At 70.0% G+C, this 15,776-nt stretch carries 12 protein-coding genes; 7 read left to right on the top strand and 5 right to left on the bottom strand.

The window, feature by feature from the left end; genetic code table 11:
- The first annotated feature begins 81 nt into the window (after positions 1–81).
- Positions 82–768, top strand: a complete 687-nt coding sequence (locus tag ABH935_RS04295; RefSeq protein WP_370376421.1) for a RibD family protein — start codon at positions 82–84, stop codon at positions 766–768.
- Here ABH935_RS04295 and ABH935_RS04290 read toward each other — a convergent pair whose 3' ends face one another.
- Both ABH935_RS04290 and ABH935_RS04285 read right to left on the bottom strand, forming a co-directional pair.
- On the bottom strand, positions 769–1,530 hold the full coding sequence (locus ABH935_RS04290; protein ID WP_370376420.1) for a YqjF family protein: 762 nt from the start codon (positions 1,528–1,530) through the stop codon (positions 769–771).
- Between the two features lie 85 nt (positions 1,531–1,615).
- The gene (locus tag ABH935_RS04285) at positions 1,616–2,032 is read right to left on the bottom strand and encodes a PPOX class F420-dependent oxidoreductase (protein ID WP_370376419.1); all 417 of its coding nucleotides are present in this window, start codon (positions 2,030–2,032) and stop codon (positions 1,616–1,618) included.
- A 42-nt stretch (positions 2,033–2,074) separates the two neighbouring features.
- Here ABH935_RS04285 and ABH935_RS04280 point away from each other — a divergent pair, with 42 nt between their 5' ends.
- The 5 genes from ABH935_RS04280 (at position 2,075) to ABH935_RS04260 (ending at position 10,417) form a co-directional block, all read left to right on the top strand.
- Positions 2,075–3,712 (top strand): alpha/beta hydrolase, encoded by a 1,638-nt coding sequence (locus ABH935_RS04280; protein WP_370376418.1) that lies wholly within the window; start codon positions 2,075–2,077, stop codon positions 3,710–3,712.
- 92 nt (positions 3,713–3,804) lie between these two features.
- The gene (locus ABH935_RS04275) at positions 3,805–4,401 is read left to right on the top strand and encodes a DUF2076 family protein (RefSeq protein ID WP_370376417.1); all 597 of its coding nucleotides are present in this window, start codon (positions 3,805–3,807) and stop codon (positions 4,399–4,401) included.
- 379 nt (positions 4,402–4,780) lie between these two features.
- The gene (locus tag ABH935_RS04270) at positions 4,781–8,209 is read left to right on the top strand and encodes a S8 family serine peptidase (protein ID WP_370376416.1); all 3,429 of its coding nucleotides are present in this window, start codon (positions 4,781–4,783) and stop codon (positions 8,207–8,209) included.
- A 126-nt stretch (positions 8,210–8,335) separates the two neighbouring features.
- Positions 8,336–8,797: an iron chaperone gene (locus ABH935_RS04265; RefSeq protein WP_370376415.1), complete on the top strand. Its 462-nt coding sequence runs from the start codon at positions 8,336–8,338 to the stop codon at positions 8,795–8,797.
- A gap of 111 nt (positions 8,798–8,908) precedes the next feature.
- The gene (locus ABH935_RS04260; RefSeq protein WP_370376564.1) at positions 8,909–10,417 is read left to right on the top strand and encodes an SDR family NAD(P)-dependent oxidoreductase; all 1,509 of its coding nucleotides are present in this window, start codon (positions 8,909–8,911) and stop codon (positions 10,415–10,417) included.
- A 13-nt stretch (positions 10,418–10,430) separates the two neighbouring features.
- Here ABH935_RS04260 and ABH935_RS04255 read toward each other — a convergent pair whose 3' ends face one another.
- A complete protein-coding gene (locus ABH935_RS04255) occupies positions 10,431–11,189 on the bottom strand; it encodes a helix-turn-helix domain-containing protein (protein ID WP_370376414.1) in 759 nt (252 codons plus the stop codon).
- Between the two features lie 72 nt (positions 11,190–11,261).
- On the opposite strand from ABH935_RS04255, the gene ABH935_RS04250 reads away from it, so the two are divergent.
- Entirely contained in the window at positions 11,262–12,494 is a 1,233-nt protein-coding gene (locus ABH935_RS04250) for an alpha-L-fucosidase (RefSeq protein WP_370376413.1), read from the top strand.
- A gap of 183 nt (positions 12,495–12,677) precedes the next feature.
- Here the strand turns inward: ABH935_RS04250 and ABH935_RS04245 are convergent, their stop codons facing one another.
- Positions 12,678–14,897, bottom strand: a complete 2,220-nt coding sequence (locus ABH935_RS04245; RefSeq protein WP_370376412.1) for a DUF5107 domain-containing protein — start codon at positions 14,895–14,897, stop codon at positions 12,678–12,680.
- On the bottom strand, positions 14,894–15,763 hold the full coding sequence (locus ABH935_RS04240) for a carbohydrate ABC transporter permease (RefSeq protein WP_370376411.1): 870 nt from the start codon (positions 15,761–15,763) through the stop codon (positions 14,894–14,896). Before ABH935_RS04240 ends, ABH935_RS04245 begins: the two co-directional genes overlap by 4 nt.
- Between the last annotated feature and the right edge of the window lie 13 nt (positions 15,764–15,776).

Raw genomic sequence — 15,776 nt, 5'->3', positions numbered from 1 at the left:
GGAACGGAGATCGCGTACTCTCTCGGCGAACACCAGGAAGATCGCCAAGCTCCCGGCCGCCGCCGATGCGACGATGACACCATGCCCGAGCGCCCCCACGTGATCCTCAGCGCCGCCATGTCCCTCGACGGCCACCTCGACGACACCACCCCCGACCGCCTCATGCTCTCCGACGACGCCGACTTCGACCGGGTGGACGCGCTCCGGGCCGCCTCCGACGCGATCATGGTCGGCGCCGAGACCATCCGCCGCGACGACCCCCGCCTCCTGGTCCGCGACCCGGAGCGCCGCGCCGAGCGGCTACGGCGCGGGCTGCCCGAGCACCCGGTCAAGGTCACGGTGACCGGCTCCGGTGCGCTCGACCCCGACGCACGCTTCTTCACCACCGGCGGCCACAAGCTCGTCTACTGCGCCGACGCGGCGGTCCCGGCGCAGGCCGACCGCCTGGCCACGGTCGCGGACACCGAGGTGGTCCCGGCCGGCGCGCTGGTCGACTTCCCCGGCATCCTCGCGGACCTGAAGCGGCGCGGCGTCGAGCGGCTGATGGTCGAGGGCGGCAGCTCGCTGCACACGCGGTTCCTCGCCGAGAACCTCGCCGACGAGATCCAGCTGGCGATCGCCCCGTTCTTCGTCGGCGACGACCTGGCCCCGCGCTTCGTGCGTGCTGCGGAGTTCCCGCAGAACGCGCAGCACCGCATGACCCTCGCGGAGACGCGGCCCATCGGCGATCTGGTCTTCGTGCGCTATTTGATCAGCCACAAGATCTGATCAGTCGCGGCTGACGGGGCGCGGCAGCCCGAACCGCACCGGCACGCCCGGCGAGAACAACACGCTGTCCGGCGGCCCGGACGCGACGCCCGGCAACCCCGCCGCCGCGACCAGATCCTCGTCGCACGCCAGCAGTTCGGCCTTGTGCAACGGCCACCGCGGGTGCGCGTTCGGCATGTGCACGGTCCGGCCGCCGAGCGTGAAGTGCAGCCGCCAGCGGGCCGTGAGGAAGTGGTCCAGCGCGGTCGGCGACTTTACAACAGGCCCGACCCGCACTCCGATCAGACTCCGGGAAGGCGGCAGGCCGGGCTCGCGGCGTCGCGAGCCGTACCAGTACTCGTCCCCGACGCGGTACGCCGACATCCGGGCCCATCGGTACGGCAGCCGGAAAGCGGTCCGCGCCATGGCCACCGGGGCCAGTCGCGACGCTTCCAGCGACCGGAACACCACGCCGCGCCGTCCGGCGGCGTCCACGGAGTACAGCCGCACATTGGTCTCGGGAAAGGTCCCGAGATAGGGCAAACCAGGTAGCGGCCACCACCCGATCCGGTGCATGCGGAAGGCGATGAGCCCCACGTAGGTGACCCCGTCGATGACGTCGGGCAGCACCCCGGCGGGCAGCAACGGTGCCACCTTCGCCGGATCGACGGCCCAGTGCAGGAAGGTCGCGTCCAGCCAGGACTGCGTCATCAGCGGCCGGCCCGGCAGCCGCGGCGGATCCGCGGTGACTGGCTCCGCGGTGACCGGCTCCGGCTCGATCATCGGCTCCGAGCTGATTTCCGGCTCCGGTTTGGCTGCTGACTCCGGCTCAGGCCCCGCCGCCGAAGCGCCTCCCGCCGTGTCCGTCTCAGACCCCCATGCCGTAAGCGTGCGTCACCCGGATGCGCAGCACCAGCCGCTTGTCGGCGACCATCGCGGCCCGGTACTCGTCCCAGTCCGGGTGCTCCTTCCCGGACGCCGCCCGGTACAGCTCCACCAGCTCGTCGACCGTCGCGTCGTCCGGCTTCTGCGCGACCGGCGTCAGCTCCGCGTCGCCGTCGTACACCGCGAACTTGTACGTCTCCGGCTGCACCATCAGCGTCGCGCGCGGGTCCCGCCGCAGGTTGCGGGTCTTCGCCCGGTCGTCGGTGATGGAGATCCTGATCACCTGCTCGGCCGCGTCGTAGGCGTAAGTGATGACGGACAGCTGCGGCCGTCCGTCCTTCTTGATCGTCGCCAGTGTGGCGACGCCCCGCACGCCCAAGAGTTCCAGGAAGGCATCCATATCGTGATTCTAGGGTCGGGGCGAGGTGATACACATGAGCGCATGAAGTCATTCGGCGAACACCGAGGCCGGACCATATCCGTCGTCGCGTTGCTGCTCGGCGCGACCCTGGTGGCCGGGTGTACTTCGTCCGGTTCCGTCGGCGGTTCCGGCGGTTCCTCAGGTGGCTCTTCGGGCGGTTCCTCGGGGGCCGGAAAGTTGTCCAGCGGCAAGTTCACGTCGACCCAGGCTTTCGACTCCCAGAAGATCTCCTGGGGCGCGTGCACCAGCGAGCCGCCCGACGACCCGACCGCGGACCTGAGCGCCTTCCAGTGCGGCTCGGTCGTGGTCCCCCTGGACTACGCCAACCTCTCGGGCAAGGACGTGACCCTCGCCCTCGTGAAGTGGCCGGCCGCGGACCCGGCGAACAAGGTCGGCTCGCTGCTGACCAACCCCGGCGGGCCCGGCGCCTCCGGCGTGGACTTCGTCGAGGAGTCCAAGTCCGAGTTCGACGGGGCGCTGCACGCGCACTACGACATCATCGGCTTCGACCCGCGGGGCCTGGGCCGCAGCGACCCGATCACCTGCCTGGACGACAAGACCCAGGACAAGCTCTACGAGCAGGACCCGCCGAAGGACGCGACGGCCCGGGCGAACAAGGCCGCGCAGGACAGCAAGACCCTGGCCGCGGCCTGTGAGAAGAACTCCGGCGCCCTGCTGCCCTACGTCGGCTCCAAGTACGTCGCGCAGGACATGGACCTCATGCGCCAGGTCCTCGGCGACAAGAAGCTGAACTACCTCGGCATCTCCTACGGCACCTACATCGGCTCGGTCTACGCCGAGGAGTTCCCGGCGAACGTCGGCCGCATGGTGCTCGACGGCGCCGTCGACCCGAACGCCGACCAGCTGGAGTCCAACGTCCAGCAGCAGGTCGGCTTCGAGAAGTCGCTGGAGAAGTTCGCCTCCGACTGCGTCACGAACTACGCCGCGCAGTGCCCGCTGTCCGGCAGTCCGACGGCCGCGGCGCAGCAGCTCGGCCACTTCATCGACGGCCTGCAGGACAAGCCGCTGCAGACCGACGACCCGAGCCGGCCTCTGGACGCCACGCTGGGCTGGACCGGCGTCATCATCGGGCTCTACGGCGACGTCGGCTCGGACTGGTGGAAGTACCTGCGCGACGCGCTGACCAAGGCGATGAAGAACGGCGACGGCTCGGAGCTGCTGGCCGGCGCCGACCAGTACGACGGCCGCGACGCGCAGGGCCACTACAGCACCGAGCAGAACGGCCTGATCGCGGTGCGCTGCGCCGACTTCACGACCCCGGCGCCGAGCCCGTCCGCGGTGCAGAACGCGTACAGCCAGCTCAAGTCCGGGGCCTCGATCCTCAACTCCAACCTGGCCCCCGGCGACCTGGCACAGCCGATGTGCGCGAACTGGCCGTTCCAGACCACCGAGAAGCCGCACCAGATAAAGGCACAGGGCTCGGACACGATCCTGGTCGTCGGCACCACGGACGATCCGGCCACGCCGTACCAGAACGCCGTGAACCTGGCGAACGGCTTCGCCAACGCGCGGCTGCTGACCCGCGTGGGCACCGGCCACGCCGCGTTCGGCAGCGGGAACCAGTGCGCGCAGTCGGCGATGGAGGCGTACCTGGTCAGCGGCACGCTGCCGGCGCAGGGGACGCGTTGCACGGCGTGAGCCGACCGTGAGAGGGATCGTTAACGGGAACCCCTGGTGTCCGCGACCCGTTTAGGATCGCGGATAGTGTCAACGAATTTGGGGGAACACCCGTGATCTGCTTCTTCGATCCGGCTCACGGCCAGGCGTCCGTGAACGTCATGTGGCAGCCGCAGTGGGGCGTGGCGCGACCCGTCGAGGTCTGCCAGTTCTGCGCGCAGCGCATCCAGACCACTCAGCCGCCGTACTACCAGCCCGTTCAGCAGCAGGGTTATCCCCAGCAGGGCTATCCCCAGGCCGGCTATCCGCAACAGCAGGGCTACCCGGCGCAGCAGCCCGGCTACCCGCAGCAGGGGCAGTACCAGCAGCCGCCCCGCCAGGGCCACAGCACCGGCGCGGTGGTCGGCGCGGGCGCGGCCGGCCTGGTCGGCGGAATGCTGCTCGGCGAGATGCTGGAAGGCGACGACAACAAGCGCGACGAGCAGCAGGCGTACGAGCGCGGCTTCGAGGAGCGCGGCTTCGACGACCAGCGCAACGAGTACCAGCAGGAACAGTTCCAGCAGAACGAGTACCAGCAGAACGAGTACCAGCGCGAAGAGTTCCAGCGGAACGACTACCAGCAGAACGACTACAACAACAACGACTTCAACGGCGGCGGCTTCGGCGACGACTACAACAACAACGGCGGGAACGACGACGGTTTCTTCTAAACCGCACCAGTTCACGTCGGCCGAGGCCGGTCGCAGCCTAATATAAAAGTGCTAATACGCCGTCGGGGCGAGGATCTGAAGGATCCTCGCCCCGACGGTATTTCTCCCCTCGCCACCCTTGCTCACCCCTTACCGCGTAGACGCTTCCCCGCACGCATATCACGAGGTGAACGCAAGTCCAGGCGTGTCGCAACGTAGAAGCGTCTACGTCTTTCTGAGGTTCCTGACACCCTCTACTGTGACGAGTATCGATCTTCGCAATGTCTAGTCGCATTGCCATTTCCCGCTGCTCGTTGCAAGACCCTGTAAGCCACCACTCGGGTTCGACGTCAAAGGGGGCGCGCGGCGGCGTGGCCGCGCGCCGGGAGAAAGGCACATTATGCAGTTTGCCCGCAAACACCGCATCGCGGTGGTCGCGGTCACGGCGCTCGGTCTGGGGGTCGGCACTTCTGCCGCCGCCCTTGCCAGCCCGGCGCCCGCCAGGCCGTCCGCGGCCCAGCAGCTGGCCGCGCTGTCGACCGGCGCGAAGCACCCCGTGATCGTGCTGCTCAAGAACCAGCACTCCGACCTGTCGGTCAAGACCGCCAAGGCCCAGCGCAAGGCCGTCACCAACGCCGACCAGGCTCCGCTGGTCAGCAACGCGCAGTCCACCGGCGCCCAGGACATCAAGAAGTTCTCGGTGATCAACGGCTTCTCGGCCAAGATGACCGACGCCGAGGCCCAGAACCTGCGGCAGAACCCGAACGTGGCGGCGGTCGTCACCGACCAGCAGCGCGTCGTGAACACCCTGACCGCCGCCCAGAAGCAGGCCATCGCGGACGCCGCCAGCGCCAAGGGCAGCACCGCCAGCGGCGCCGACGGCCAGACCCCGGCGGACAAGGTCATCCCGGGCACCTGTCCCACCGACCCCAGCAAGCCGCTGCTGGAGCCGGAGGCTTTGCAGACCACGAACACCGCCTTCCTGAACAAGAGCCAGCCGCAGGCCCAGAACCTGGTCGACGGCAAGGGCGTGAAGGTCGCGTGGATCGCCGACGGGCTGGACGTCAACAACCCGGACTTCATCCGGGCCGACGGCACCCCCGTGTTCAGCGACTACCAGGACTTCTCCGGCACCGACCCGAACGGCAACGAGAGCGGTGACGAGGCCTTCGGCGACGCCAGCTCCATCGCCGCGCAGGGCCTGCACAGCTACGACCTGTCCAAGTACGTCATGCCCGGCCACGCGCTCCCGGCCGGCTGCAACATCACCGTCCGCGGTGTGGCCCCCGGCGCCTCGCTGGTCGGCCTGAACGTGTTCGGCGCGGCCAACCTGGTCTTCGACTCCACCGTCGTGCAGGCCATCGACTACGCGGTGAACGTGGACAACGTCGACGTCATCAACGAGTCGCTGGGCAACAACGCGCAGCCCACCGAGGGCCTGGACGTCACCAGCCTGGCCGACGACGCGGCGGTCGCCGCCGGCGTCACGGTCGTCACCTCCACCGGCGACGGCGGCGTGACGAACACCGAGGGCCAGCCGGCCGTCGACCCGAACGTGATCGGCGTCGGCGCCACCACCACCTTCCGGGACCAGGCGCAGACCGGCACCGGCGGCGCGCGGAACCTGGCGAGCGGCTGGGCCTCCAACAACACCGCGGCGCTGTCCTCCTCCGGCACCAACGTCCGGGGCCGCGTCCCGGACCTGGTCGCGCCGGGCCAGGGCGGTTGGGCGCTGTGCAGCCCCGAGGCCCGCTTCAGCGCCTGCGTGGACTACAACGGCAACCCGGCCTCGGTCGAGGACTTCGGCGGTACGAGCATGGCCTCGCCGCTGGTCGCCGGCGGTGCCGCGCTGGTCATCGAGGCGTACGAGAACACCCACGGCGGGGTCCGTCCGACGCCGCAGCTGGTGAAGCAGATCCTCACCTCCTCGGCCAGCGACCTCGGCCTGCCGGCCGACCAGCAGGGTTCCGGCGAGCTGAACACCTATCGGGCGGTCCGCACCGCCATGTCCGTCAAGGACGACAACGGCTCGCCCAAGGCGCAGGGTGACGGCCTGGTGGCCACCACCGGCTCCGGCGACACGCAGGTCTCCCTGATCGGCAAGGGCGGCTCGAAGCAGTCCGCGACCGTCACGCTGACCAACACCAGCCCGAACACGCAGACCGTTTCGGCGAACGTGCGTGAGTTGGACACGACGGTCGCGAACATCACCGGCACCAAGGCCGTGGACTTCACCGACCCGAACTCGCCGTGGTTCTACGAGGGCTACACCCTCGGCACCCCCGGCCTGAAGCGGCACTGGTTCAGCCAGACCTTCACCGTTCCGGCCGGCGCCGACCACCTCACCGGCACCGCGACCTGCGCCTGCGGCGGCACCAGCACGCTGCTGCGCCTGGTGCTGGTCGGTCCGAACGGCGAGTACGAGAACTGGAACAGCCCGCAGGGCCTCACCAACTACGCGACCGTCGACCAGGCGAACCCGCCAGCCGGCACCTGGACGGCGTACTTCTACGCCAACGCCAACGCCACCGGCTTCAAGGGCAACGTCGCGTACGACTTCCTGGCCACCAAGTACAAGGACGTCGGCTCGGTGAGCCCGGCGAACGCCGTGCTCAAGCCCGGCCAGTCGCAGAAGTTCACGGTGAAGCAGACGCTGGGCGAGAACCCCGGCGACGTCTCCGCGGCGCTGGCGTTCTCCACCTCCTTCCACCAGGTCACCACCATGCCGGTGACCAAGCGGACGCTGATCTCCACCGGTAACGACGGCGGCGCCTTCACCGGCACGCTGACCGGCGGCAACGGCCGCGCGAACACGCCGTCGCAGACCGAGTCGTTCTACTTCGACGTGCCGAGCGGCAAGAAGAACCTGGCGATGAACCTGGCGTTCACCGGCAGCCACGCGGTCTCGGCCTACCTGGAGTCCCCGGACCACCAGGTGGTGTCGCTGAGCACGAACATCGCGGTCGACGCGCAGGGCAACCAGAGCCTGCAGCCCGCGCTGACCGGCTACGTCGACGCCCCGGCCGCCGGCCGCTGGGTGCTCTTCCTGGACGACAACAACCCGGGCGTCCTGTCCGGCGACCTGGCCGATCCGTTCACCGGCCAGCTGCGGTACAACTCGGCCGACGCCCACGCCAAGGGCCTGCCCTCGGGCTCGCTCGCGGCCGGCAAGGCGGTGACCGCGACGGTGACCATCAAGAACAACGGATGGGCCCCGCTGACGGTGTTCGCCGACCCGCGGCTGAACAGCAGCGCCGACTACGACCTGCCGGCGCAGCAGCCGCTGGGCGCGACGGTGCCGCTGCCGTTCGCGACCACCGGCCCGCAGCCGTCGTTCCAGATCCCGACGCACACCACGGAGCTGCGCGCGTCGCAGTCCTCGACGATCCCGGCGGACTTCTCCACCAGCAGCCCCTCGGGCACGCCGGAGATCTACGGCGTCTCCAAGGGCCTGACCGCCTCGGTCACCCTGGACTCCCCGTGGGTGACCCCGGGCGTCTGGGGCCAGGACCCGACCCCGCTGGGCCCGACGAACGGCGCCGTGAGCGGCAGCGCGACCGAGGCGCAGAGCGTGACCACGCTGGCCTTCGACCGCTCGGCCGTCGCCTCCACCGGCGACCTGTGGCTCAACGGCGTCGACCCGACCGCGCCGGCGCTGGCGCCGGTGACCATCCAGCCCGGCCAGACCGGGACGGTCACCGTCACCATCACGCCGACCGGCAAGAGCGGCACCAAGGTGAGCGGCGTGGTGTACGTGGACACGTACAACGCGGCGTTCGGCACCGGTGACGAGCTGACGGGCCTGCCCTACAGCTACACGGTGAAGTAGTCGCACCAAGACTGCGGGCGCCCGGACCTCGGCGGTCCGGGCGCCCGCTGTTGTGTGCCCCGCTGTGGTGCGCACTGATCAGTTTTTGAGAAGCCCTCCGTGGCGCGTCTTCCTACGATGGATCACATGGCGAACACGACGAAGAAGACAGCGAAGAAGGCCGCCGCCGGCTCCGAGGAGAACTTCAGCGCCGAGGAGCGCGCCGCGATGAAGGAGCGGGCCAAGGAGGTCCGTTCCTCCAAGAAGGCTGCCGACGTCGACCCCGAGGCCGAGGTCCTGGCGAAGATCGCGGAGTTCCCGCCGGACGACCGCGAGCTGGCCGAGCAGGTACACAAGGTGGTGCTCGCCGCCGCGCCGACGCTGACCCCGCGCCTGTGGTACGGCCAGCCGGCGTACTCGAAGGACGGGAAGGTGCTGGTGTTCTTCCAGCCGGCGTCCAAGTTCAAGACCCGCTACGCCACGCTCGGGTTCAGCGACGTCGCGGCGCTGGACGAGGGGTCGATCTGGCCGACATATTTCGCCCTGACCGCCCTGAGCGCCGCCGACGAGAAGCGGATCGCGGAGTTGGTGGCGCGGGCTGCCGCGTGAGGGCGGCGCTCACGTGGACCTGAGCAGGTCCGCGCGGCAGGTAGATTTGTGCGGGTGATCGAGCAGGGTGAAGTGGACGAACCGGCGGGCCGCGTGGCTGATGAGGCTGCTGTGGCCGCCGATGGTCCCGACGGTCCCGATGTTCCCGAGGACTTCGGGCCAGGCCTCGCCCCCGAGCGCCTGGCCCTGCTGCTCGACATCCTGGCCGAGGTCGAAACCCTGCCGACGGAGCACCCCGACGCGGTGACCGTGCGGCGAGCGACGGCCGGCGTCTACAAGAGTGTCAAGCTGCGGCGCCGTGCCGACCGGCAGGCGCGGGTGATCGCCGCCGATCGTGCGGTCACCGCCAAGACCGCGACCGGCGCGTCGACCCGGCTCGACGACGAGACGCAGGGACTGCCACTGAGCTCGGAGACCGTCGCTTCCGGCAACGCCGTCGCCGGGGTCCTGAACCGCGACCGCGGGTGCTACATCTGCAAGCAGCGGTACCGCGAGGTGCACGCGTTCTACCACAACCTGTGTCCCGACTGCGCCGCCGAGAACTGGAAGCGTCGCGACGCCCACGCCGACCTGACCGGCAAGCGCGCACTGCTCACCGGCGGCCGGGCGAAGATCGGGATGTACATCGCGCTGCGGCTGCTGCGGGACGGCGCGCACCTGACCATCACGACGCGCTTCCCGAACGACGCCGCGCGGCGGTTCGCAGCGATGCCGGACAGCGGTGAGTGGCTGCACCGGCTGCGCGTCGTCGGTATCGATCTGCGGGACGTCGCGCAGGTGGTGGCGCTGGCCGATTCGGTCGCGGCCGAGGGGCCGCTCGACATCATGGTCAACAACGCCGCGCAGACGGTGCGGCGCTCGGCGGGGGCCTACGAGCCTTTGATCCGTGCCGAGTCCGAGCCGCTGCCCGACGGGCCGTTGCCGGAGCTGGTTTCATTCGGGCGGTTCACGGGGTCGGGGTTGGTGGCGCTGCCTGGCCAGACGCGTTCTTCGGAGGCGACTACCGCGGACTTGATCGGTGTCGGCGTCGGCGCTGATCTTGTCTCGCTCGCGCTCACCGCCGGCTCGGCCGCCCCGGACCGCATCGCCGCCGGAACCGCCATCGACGCCGGTGGCCTGGTCCCGGACCTGGCGGACAGCAACTCGTGGGTGCAGACCGTCGAGGACGTGGACCCCATCGAGCTGCTGGAGGTCCAGCTGTGCAACTCGACGGCTCCGTTCATTCTCATCAGCAGGCTGCGTAACGCGATGAAGGCCTCGCCGTCGGCGCGCAAGCACATCGTCAACGTCTCGGCGATGGAGGGCGTCTTCAGTCGTGGTTACAAGGGCGCCGGCCACCCGCACACGAACATGGCCAAGGCCGCTCTCAATATGCTGACCCGGACCAGCGCCAAGGAGATGTTCGAGACCGACGGCATCCTCATGAACAGCGTCGACACCGGCTGGATCACGGACGAGCGGCCGCATCCGGACCGCGTTCGGTTGGCGGGGGAAGGGTTTCACGCGCCGCTGGACCTGGTGGACGGGGCGGCGCGGGTCTATGACCCGATCGTGCGGGGTGAGCAGGGTGAGGATCTTTACGGGCACTTCCTCAAGGATTACGCGAACTCCGGCTGGTAGGGCGGCGGTTGCCCTACCGGCTCCGGCTTTGGCGTAGGGCCCGTGGCGAAGCGCCGAAGGCTTTGCGGCACGTCTTGTTGAACGCCTGCAGGTCGGGGATCCCGACGGACGCCGCGATCGCCGTCACCGACAGCGTGGACGCCTGTAACAGGTGCAGCGCGCGAGCCATCCTCCGCGAGGCGATGTAGCCGACGACCGTGTCGCCGACGTGCTCGTGGAACAGGCGGGTGAGCTGGTTGTGCGAGACGCCGGCGAAGCGGGCCAACTCGGCGACGACCAGCGGCTCGGCCAGGCGTTCCTCGATGCGGCGGACCACGGCCGCGACCACCGGGTTGCGGGGCGTGGCGGTCTCGGCGTCGGCGAGGTCCGACACCCGCCACAGCGCGGCCCAGACCGCCGCGGCCGAGCGGTTCGGCGAGGTGGGGAAGGCCGCGACCGCGTCGAGCAGCAGTTCGCGCAGGATCTGGAGGGCCGGGCCCGCGTCGCCGACGAAGGGGGCGCGGTGTCCGGGCATGGCGAAGTGGACGTACAGGTGCTCCGAGCGTCCTCGGTAGCGGAATTCGACCTTCGTGCCGGGTGGGACCAGGCTGACGGTTCCGGGGCGGAGGTCGTGCCAGACGCCGTCGGCCGCGAACGCCGCGTGGTAGCCGTAGAGGTGGAGCTGCCAGAGGTCGGGGAGGCGGAAGACGTCGACCGCGGTGTTGATGCCGTGCACGCCGATGCCGGCGTTGGCCACGAGGGGCGGGCCGGCTTCGAGCTCCTGGACCTCCATGGTGAGAAATTACCAGTATCGGTGATCCAGACCGATCAACAGCCAGCCCTTTCGCGCCTAGCGTGGTGAACCGTGACCATGCAGCCCTGGTTCGCCGACGCCAAGCTCGGCATCTTCGTCCACTGGGGGATCTACGCCGTCGACGGCATCCCGGAGTCCTGGTCGTTCTACAACGGCGAGATCACCCACGAGAACTACATGAAGCAGCTCGACGGATTCACCGCGAGCAATTACGACGCGGGGGAGTGGGCCCGGCTGTTCAAGGCGGCCGGCGCGCGGTACGCGGTGCTGACGTCCAAGCACCATGACGGCGTCGCATTGTGGGAGACGGCCGAGAACGATCTGAACGTGGTGCAGCGGACGCCGGCGGGGCGGGACCTGCTGGCGCCGTACGCGCAGGCGATGCGCGACGCGGGGCTCAAGGTGGGCCTCTACTTCTCGCACCTGGACTGGTCGCACCCCGACTACCCGTTCCACTCCCGCGAGGAGTTCGAGGCCGGCGCGGCCGCCGAGGACCCGGAGGCGTGGGAGCGCTTCCTGAAGTTCCACCGCGCGCAGCTGAGGGAGCTCGTCGAGGGCTACGCGCCGGACCTGCTCTGGTTCGACGGGGACTGGGAGCGATCCGAGGAAAAGTGGCGGATGGCGGAGCTGCGCGAACAGCTGACCGCGATGAAGGCGGACACGGTCTTCAACTCGCGGCTGCTCGGCTACGGCGACTACGCCACGCCCGAGCAGGGCGCGCCGATCACGCCGCCCGAGGGCCCGTGGGAGCTGTGCTACACGGTGAACAACTCGTGGGGCTTCCAGCGCAACGACCAGGACCACAAGCCGATCAGCCTCCTGGTCCGCACCTTCGTCGAAACCATCGCCGGCGGCGGCAACCTGCTGCTGGACGTCGGCCCGCGCGCCGATGGCACGATCCCCTCGGAGCAGACCTCACGCCTGGAGGCACTCGGCAGCTGGATCCGCCGCAACGAACCCGCGGTCTTCGGCACGGTGCGCGGCATCCCGGCGGGGCACGTCTACGCGCCGACGACCGTCTCCGAGGACCGCCGCACACTGTACGTGTTCTGCTACGACCCGCCGCGCGACCCGGTGACGGTCCGAGGCCTGACCAGCCGCGTGAAGCGCGTGACGGCGCTGGCGACCGGCGAGGAGCTGACGCACCGGCGGTATGGAGGCTTCGACACGATCCCGGCGGTGCTGGCTGTCGACCCGCCGAGCGTGGCGGATCCTGTGGTGACGGTGCTGGCGATCGAGCTGGAGGGGGAGGCGGAGCTGTATCGCGGGGAGGGGCGGAGCTGAGGGGTTGGATTGGCGAGCTCGGGCCTTCGGATTGCGCTCGGCGGCTGTTTTCTGTGTCCGAGCTCAAGCTTCGGTGAGCGGCTGAGCTCGGGCGCTCAAGACGGACCGGACAGACACAGAAGCGCGCAGCGGCTCCCCTCCAGATGCCGCTGCGCGCTTTGCCCGGTGGGTCAGCAGCTCGGATCAGCTTCCGGACATCCGGAAGTCGTATTCGGGCGGGACCGGCAGGTCGGGATGCGCAGCGAGCCACAGGAGGTCCAGAGAGGCCTCGCCTTCCTGCAGGTTGTCGACCGTGATGCCTTCGTCGAGGAGGCGCCGGACCTCGTCGAGGTCGCCGGTGGTGAGCGCTGCCTGCGCGTTGTAGAGGCGGATGCGGCCATGGTCGCGATCCGCGTTGCTCAGCGCCGCGATGAGGTCGAGCGCTTCAGCGGCGCGGTCCGCGGCGAGCAGCGCCTGGAGGGTCTCGACGGTGAGCTCGCGAAGCTCCGGCTGGAGACGGTGTGCCGCCACCGCCAGGTCGGCGCGCTCGTCGGGCGACACCGCGAGATGCGCCAGCGCACGCTGCGCCCACGCGTTCCGGCGATCGGCGAGAGAACGCATCCAGGCCTCGCGGGCCCCGTCGCGGTCGCCGTCGGCGAGGCGGAGGAGGCCGAGGTGGTAGAGCGCGTGCCAGTCGTCGGCCGACGCTTCAAGGAGCGAGCGCCAGATCGGGCCGGTGACCGGGGACGCCGGTGGCTCGCTGGACGGCAATCGCTTTGTCCGCAACAGATCCAGCCACGGCTGCTGCTCCGCATCGCAGGACCCGAACGGCCGCAGCGCATCGGCGGGCATCGCCTCAGCGGCGACTTCCAAGGCCCCCCAGCCAGACCCACGATGCAGCACTTCTGGCCAGGCTGTCGCACCCGCGCCAGCCTGCACGCCCGCACCCGCGCCGATCCGCGCACTCGCGCCAGGTTCACCCACCGCATGCGCGCCGACCACATGCTCGCCCACCACATGCTCGCCCACCACATGCTCGCCCACCACATGCTCGCCCACCACATGCTCGCCCTCGACAGGCGTGCCCGCACCGACCCGCGCACTCGCACCAGGCTCGCCCACCACACCCGCGCCCTCGCCAGGCGTGCTCGCATCCGCGGCAGCTCCGCCGACCCGCGCACGCGCACCAGGCTCGCCCACCACACCCGTGCCCTCGCCAGGCGTGCTCGCATCCGCAGCAGCTCCGCCGAACCGCCGCGCCTCAGCGAGCGCAGCGTCCAAAGAACCCCGCGGCACCAATCGCTCCAGCGCCCGCGCCACCGCGCTCCGCGACTCGTCCCACGTCCCGTGTACCGCCGCCGGATCCGCTTCCAGCAGCCCGTAGGCCTCGACCCACTCCCACGTGGCGCCGCCGGGCAGCTCCAGATGCTCCAGCTGCGTGCGCGCGAGCCCGGCCTGGATCTCGATGTACTCCGCGTCCGGCCCCGACAGCCACTCCTGCCAGTGCTGCCCGCCGGCGCCGGTGCCCCACTGGAACAGCTTCCGGCCGAGCAGGCGGTCCGTCGAGGTCTGCACCAGGCCCGCGCCGTTCCCGTCCAGCGCGGCGATCCAGCGGCGCTCGCCGGCCGGAATGTCCATGAAGAAGTCCGCCGCCGCCGGAAACCGCGCCGGGTAGCTTTGGTCGCCGGCGACGCTCTCCGGGAAGCCGATCAGCTTGAGCTGCGCCGTGTAGTCGAAGTGGAACGCACGCTCGGCCGGCGCCACCACGCGCACATCAGCACTCTGCGGTACCGCGATGTTCGACCACCAATACACCGGCGTCGGCGTCTCGGCCGGGTTGTGCAGCGCGACGTGCACCAGTAGCGTCGGCGACCCCGCCGGCAGCCACGCGTCGACGGTCATCACCACCCGCCGCATCCGCTCGAACTCGTACATGCGCAGCACCGGCGTGCCGTCCGGCGTGCTCAGCCGCACCGCGTGCAGCGGTTCGCACGTCAGCGGCCAGTGCCCGGTGCCGCCGATGTTCCACTCCACGCCGCCGGCCAGCCAGGCGTCGCGCAGTGCCAGGTTCGCCGGCTGCAGGATCGGGTTGCGGTGCAGCAGTTCGCGGCCGGTCGGCCGGTGCACCAGCGACCACAGGCGCCCGCCGTAGTCCGGGAGGAACGTGGCGGTCAGTACCTCGTTCTCCAGCACCAGGGTCGGCAGCTCGCGGTCGGTGCGCTCGCGGGTGTACGAGTCCTGCGTCGTGTACGGCAGCAGCGTCGCCGGCCGGCCGTACTCCAGGTTCCGGGCCATGTCCGGGTAGGGGGCCACGGCGGAGTCGAAGCCCGGCCTGGCGATCCCGTGCAGGATCGGCAGCCGGCCCGCGGCCGGATCGGCGGCGCCCGGGATGCGCAGGACGTCGCGTCGGAGTTCGGAGGTCACTTGCCTATCCCCACTGTCATACCTTGGATGATGCGGCTGCCGAGCCAGCTGAACAACGCGATCATCGGGGCCAGCACCACGCACACCCCGGCGAACATCGCGCCCCAGTCCAGGCCGTTGAGCTGGGCCTCCTGGACGAAGTTGGACAGCGCGACGGGCAGCGTCACCTTGTCCTGGCTGTGGGTCAGCACGATCGCGAACAGCGTCTCGTTCCACGCCGAGATGAACTGCAGCAGGAACGCGGTGACCAGACCGCCGCGCGCCACCGGCAGGATGACGCGGGTGAACGTGCGCAGCGCGCCGGCGCCGTCCAGGACCGCGGCCTCCTCCAGTACCTGCGGGATGCCGGAGAAGAAGCCGGTCAGCAGGTAGACGGTGAAGGGCATCGCCAGACCCAGATACACCAGGATCAGGCCGGGCTGGGAGTCGTCGAGGTTCACCTTGGCCATGCCGATGAACAGCGGCACCACCATCACCTGGCCGGGCACCCCCAGACCCATGGCGAAGGTCATGCTCATCGCGCCGGAGACCCGGTTGCGACGGCGGGCCAGAGCGTAGGCGCAGGGCGCGGCGACCACGACGGCCAGCACCGAGGACAACACGGCGACCAGCACGCTGTTCAGCGCCGCGCGGCCGAAGCCGCCGTCGGAGAACACCTTGCTGTAGTTGGCGAACTTCGGATGCGTCGGCGCGCCGAAGGGGTGGTTGAGGATGTCGGTGCCGTCGCGCAGCGAGGTGAGCAGGATCCAGCCGATCAGTGCGATGTCGGCGGCGACCACCACCCACACCACGCCGGTCGCGATCCGCATCGGCAGGCTGGCGGGCTTGCGCTTGCGCCGGGCGGCGGTCATTGTTCGGGACGTCATGAGCTCCCCCGGA

The sequence above is a fragment of the Catenulispora sp. GAS73 genome (assembly GCF_041262085.1).
Classification (GTDB): Bacteria; Actinomycetota; Actinomycetes; order Streptomycetales; family Catenulisporaceae; genus Catenulispora.
This window is presented reverse-complemented; position numbering and strand designations above follow the sequence as displayed.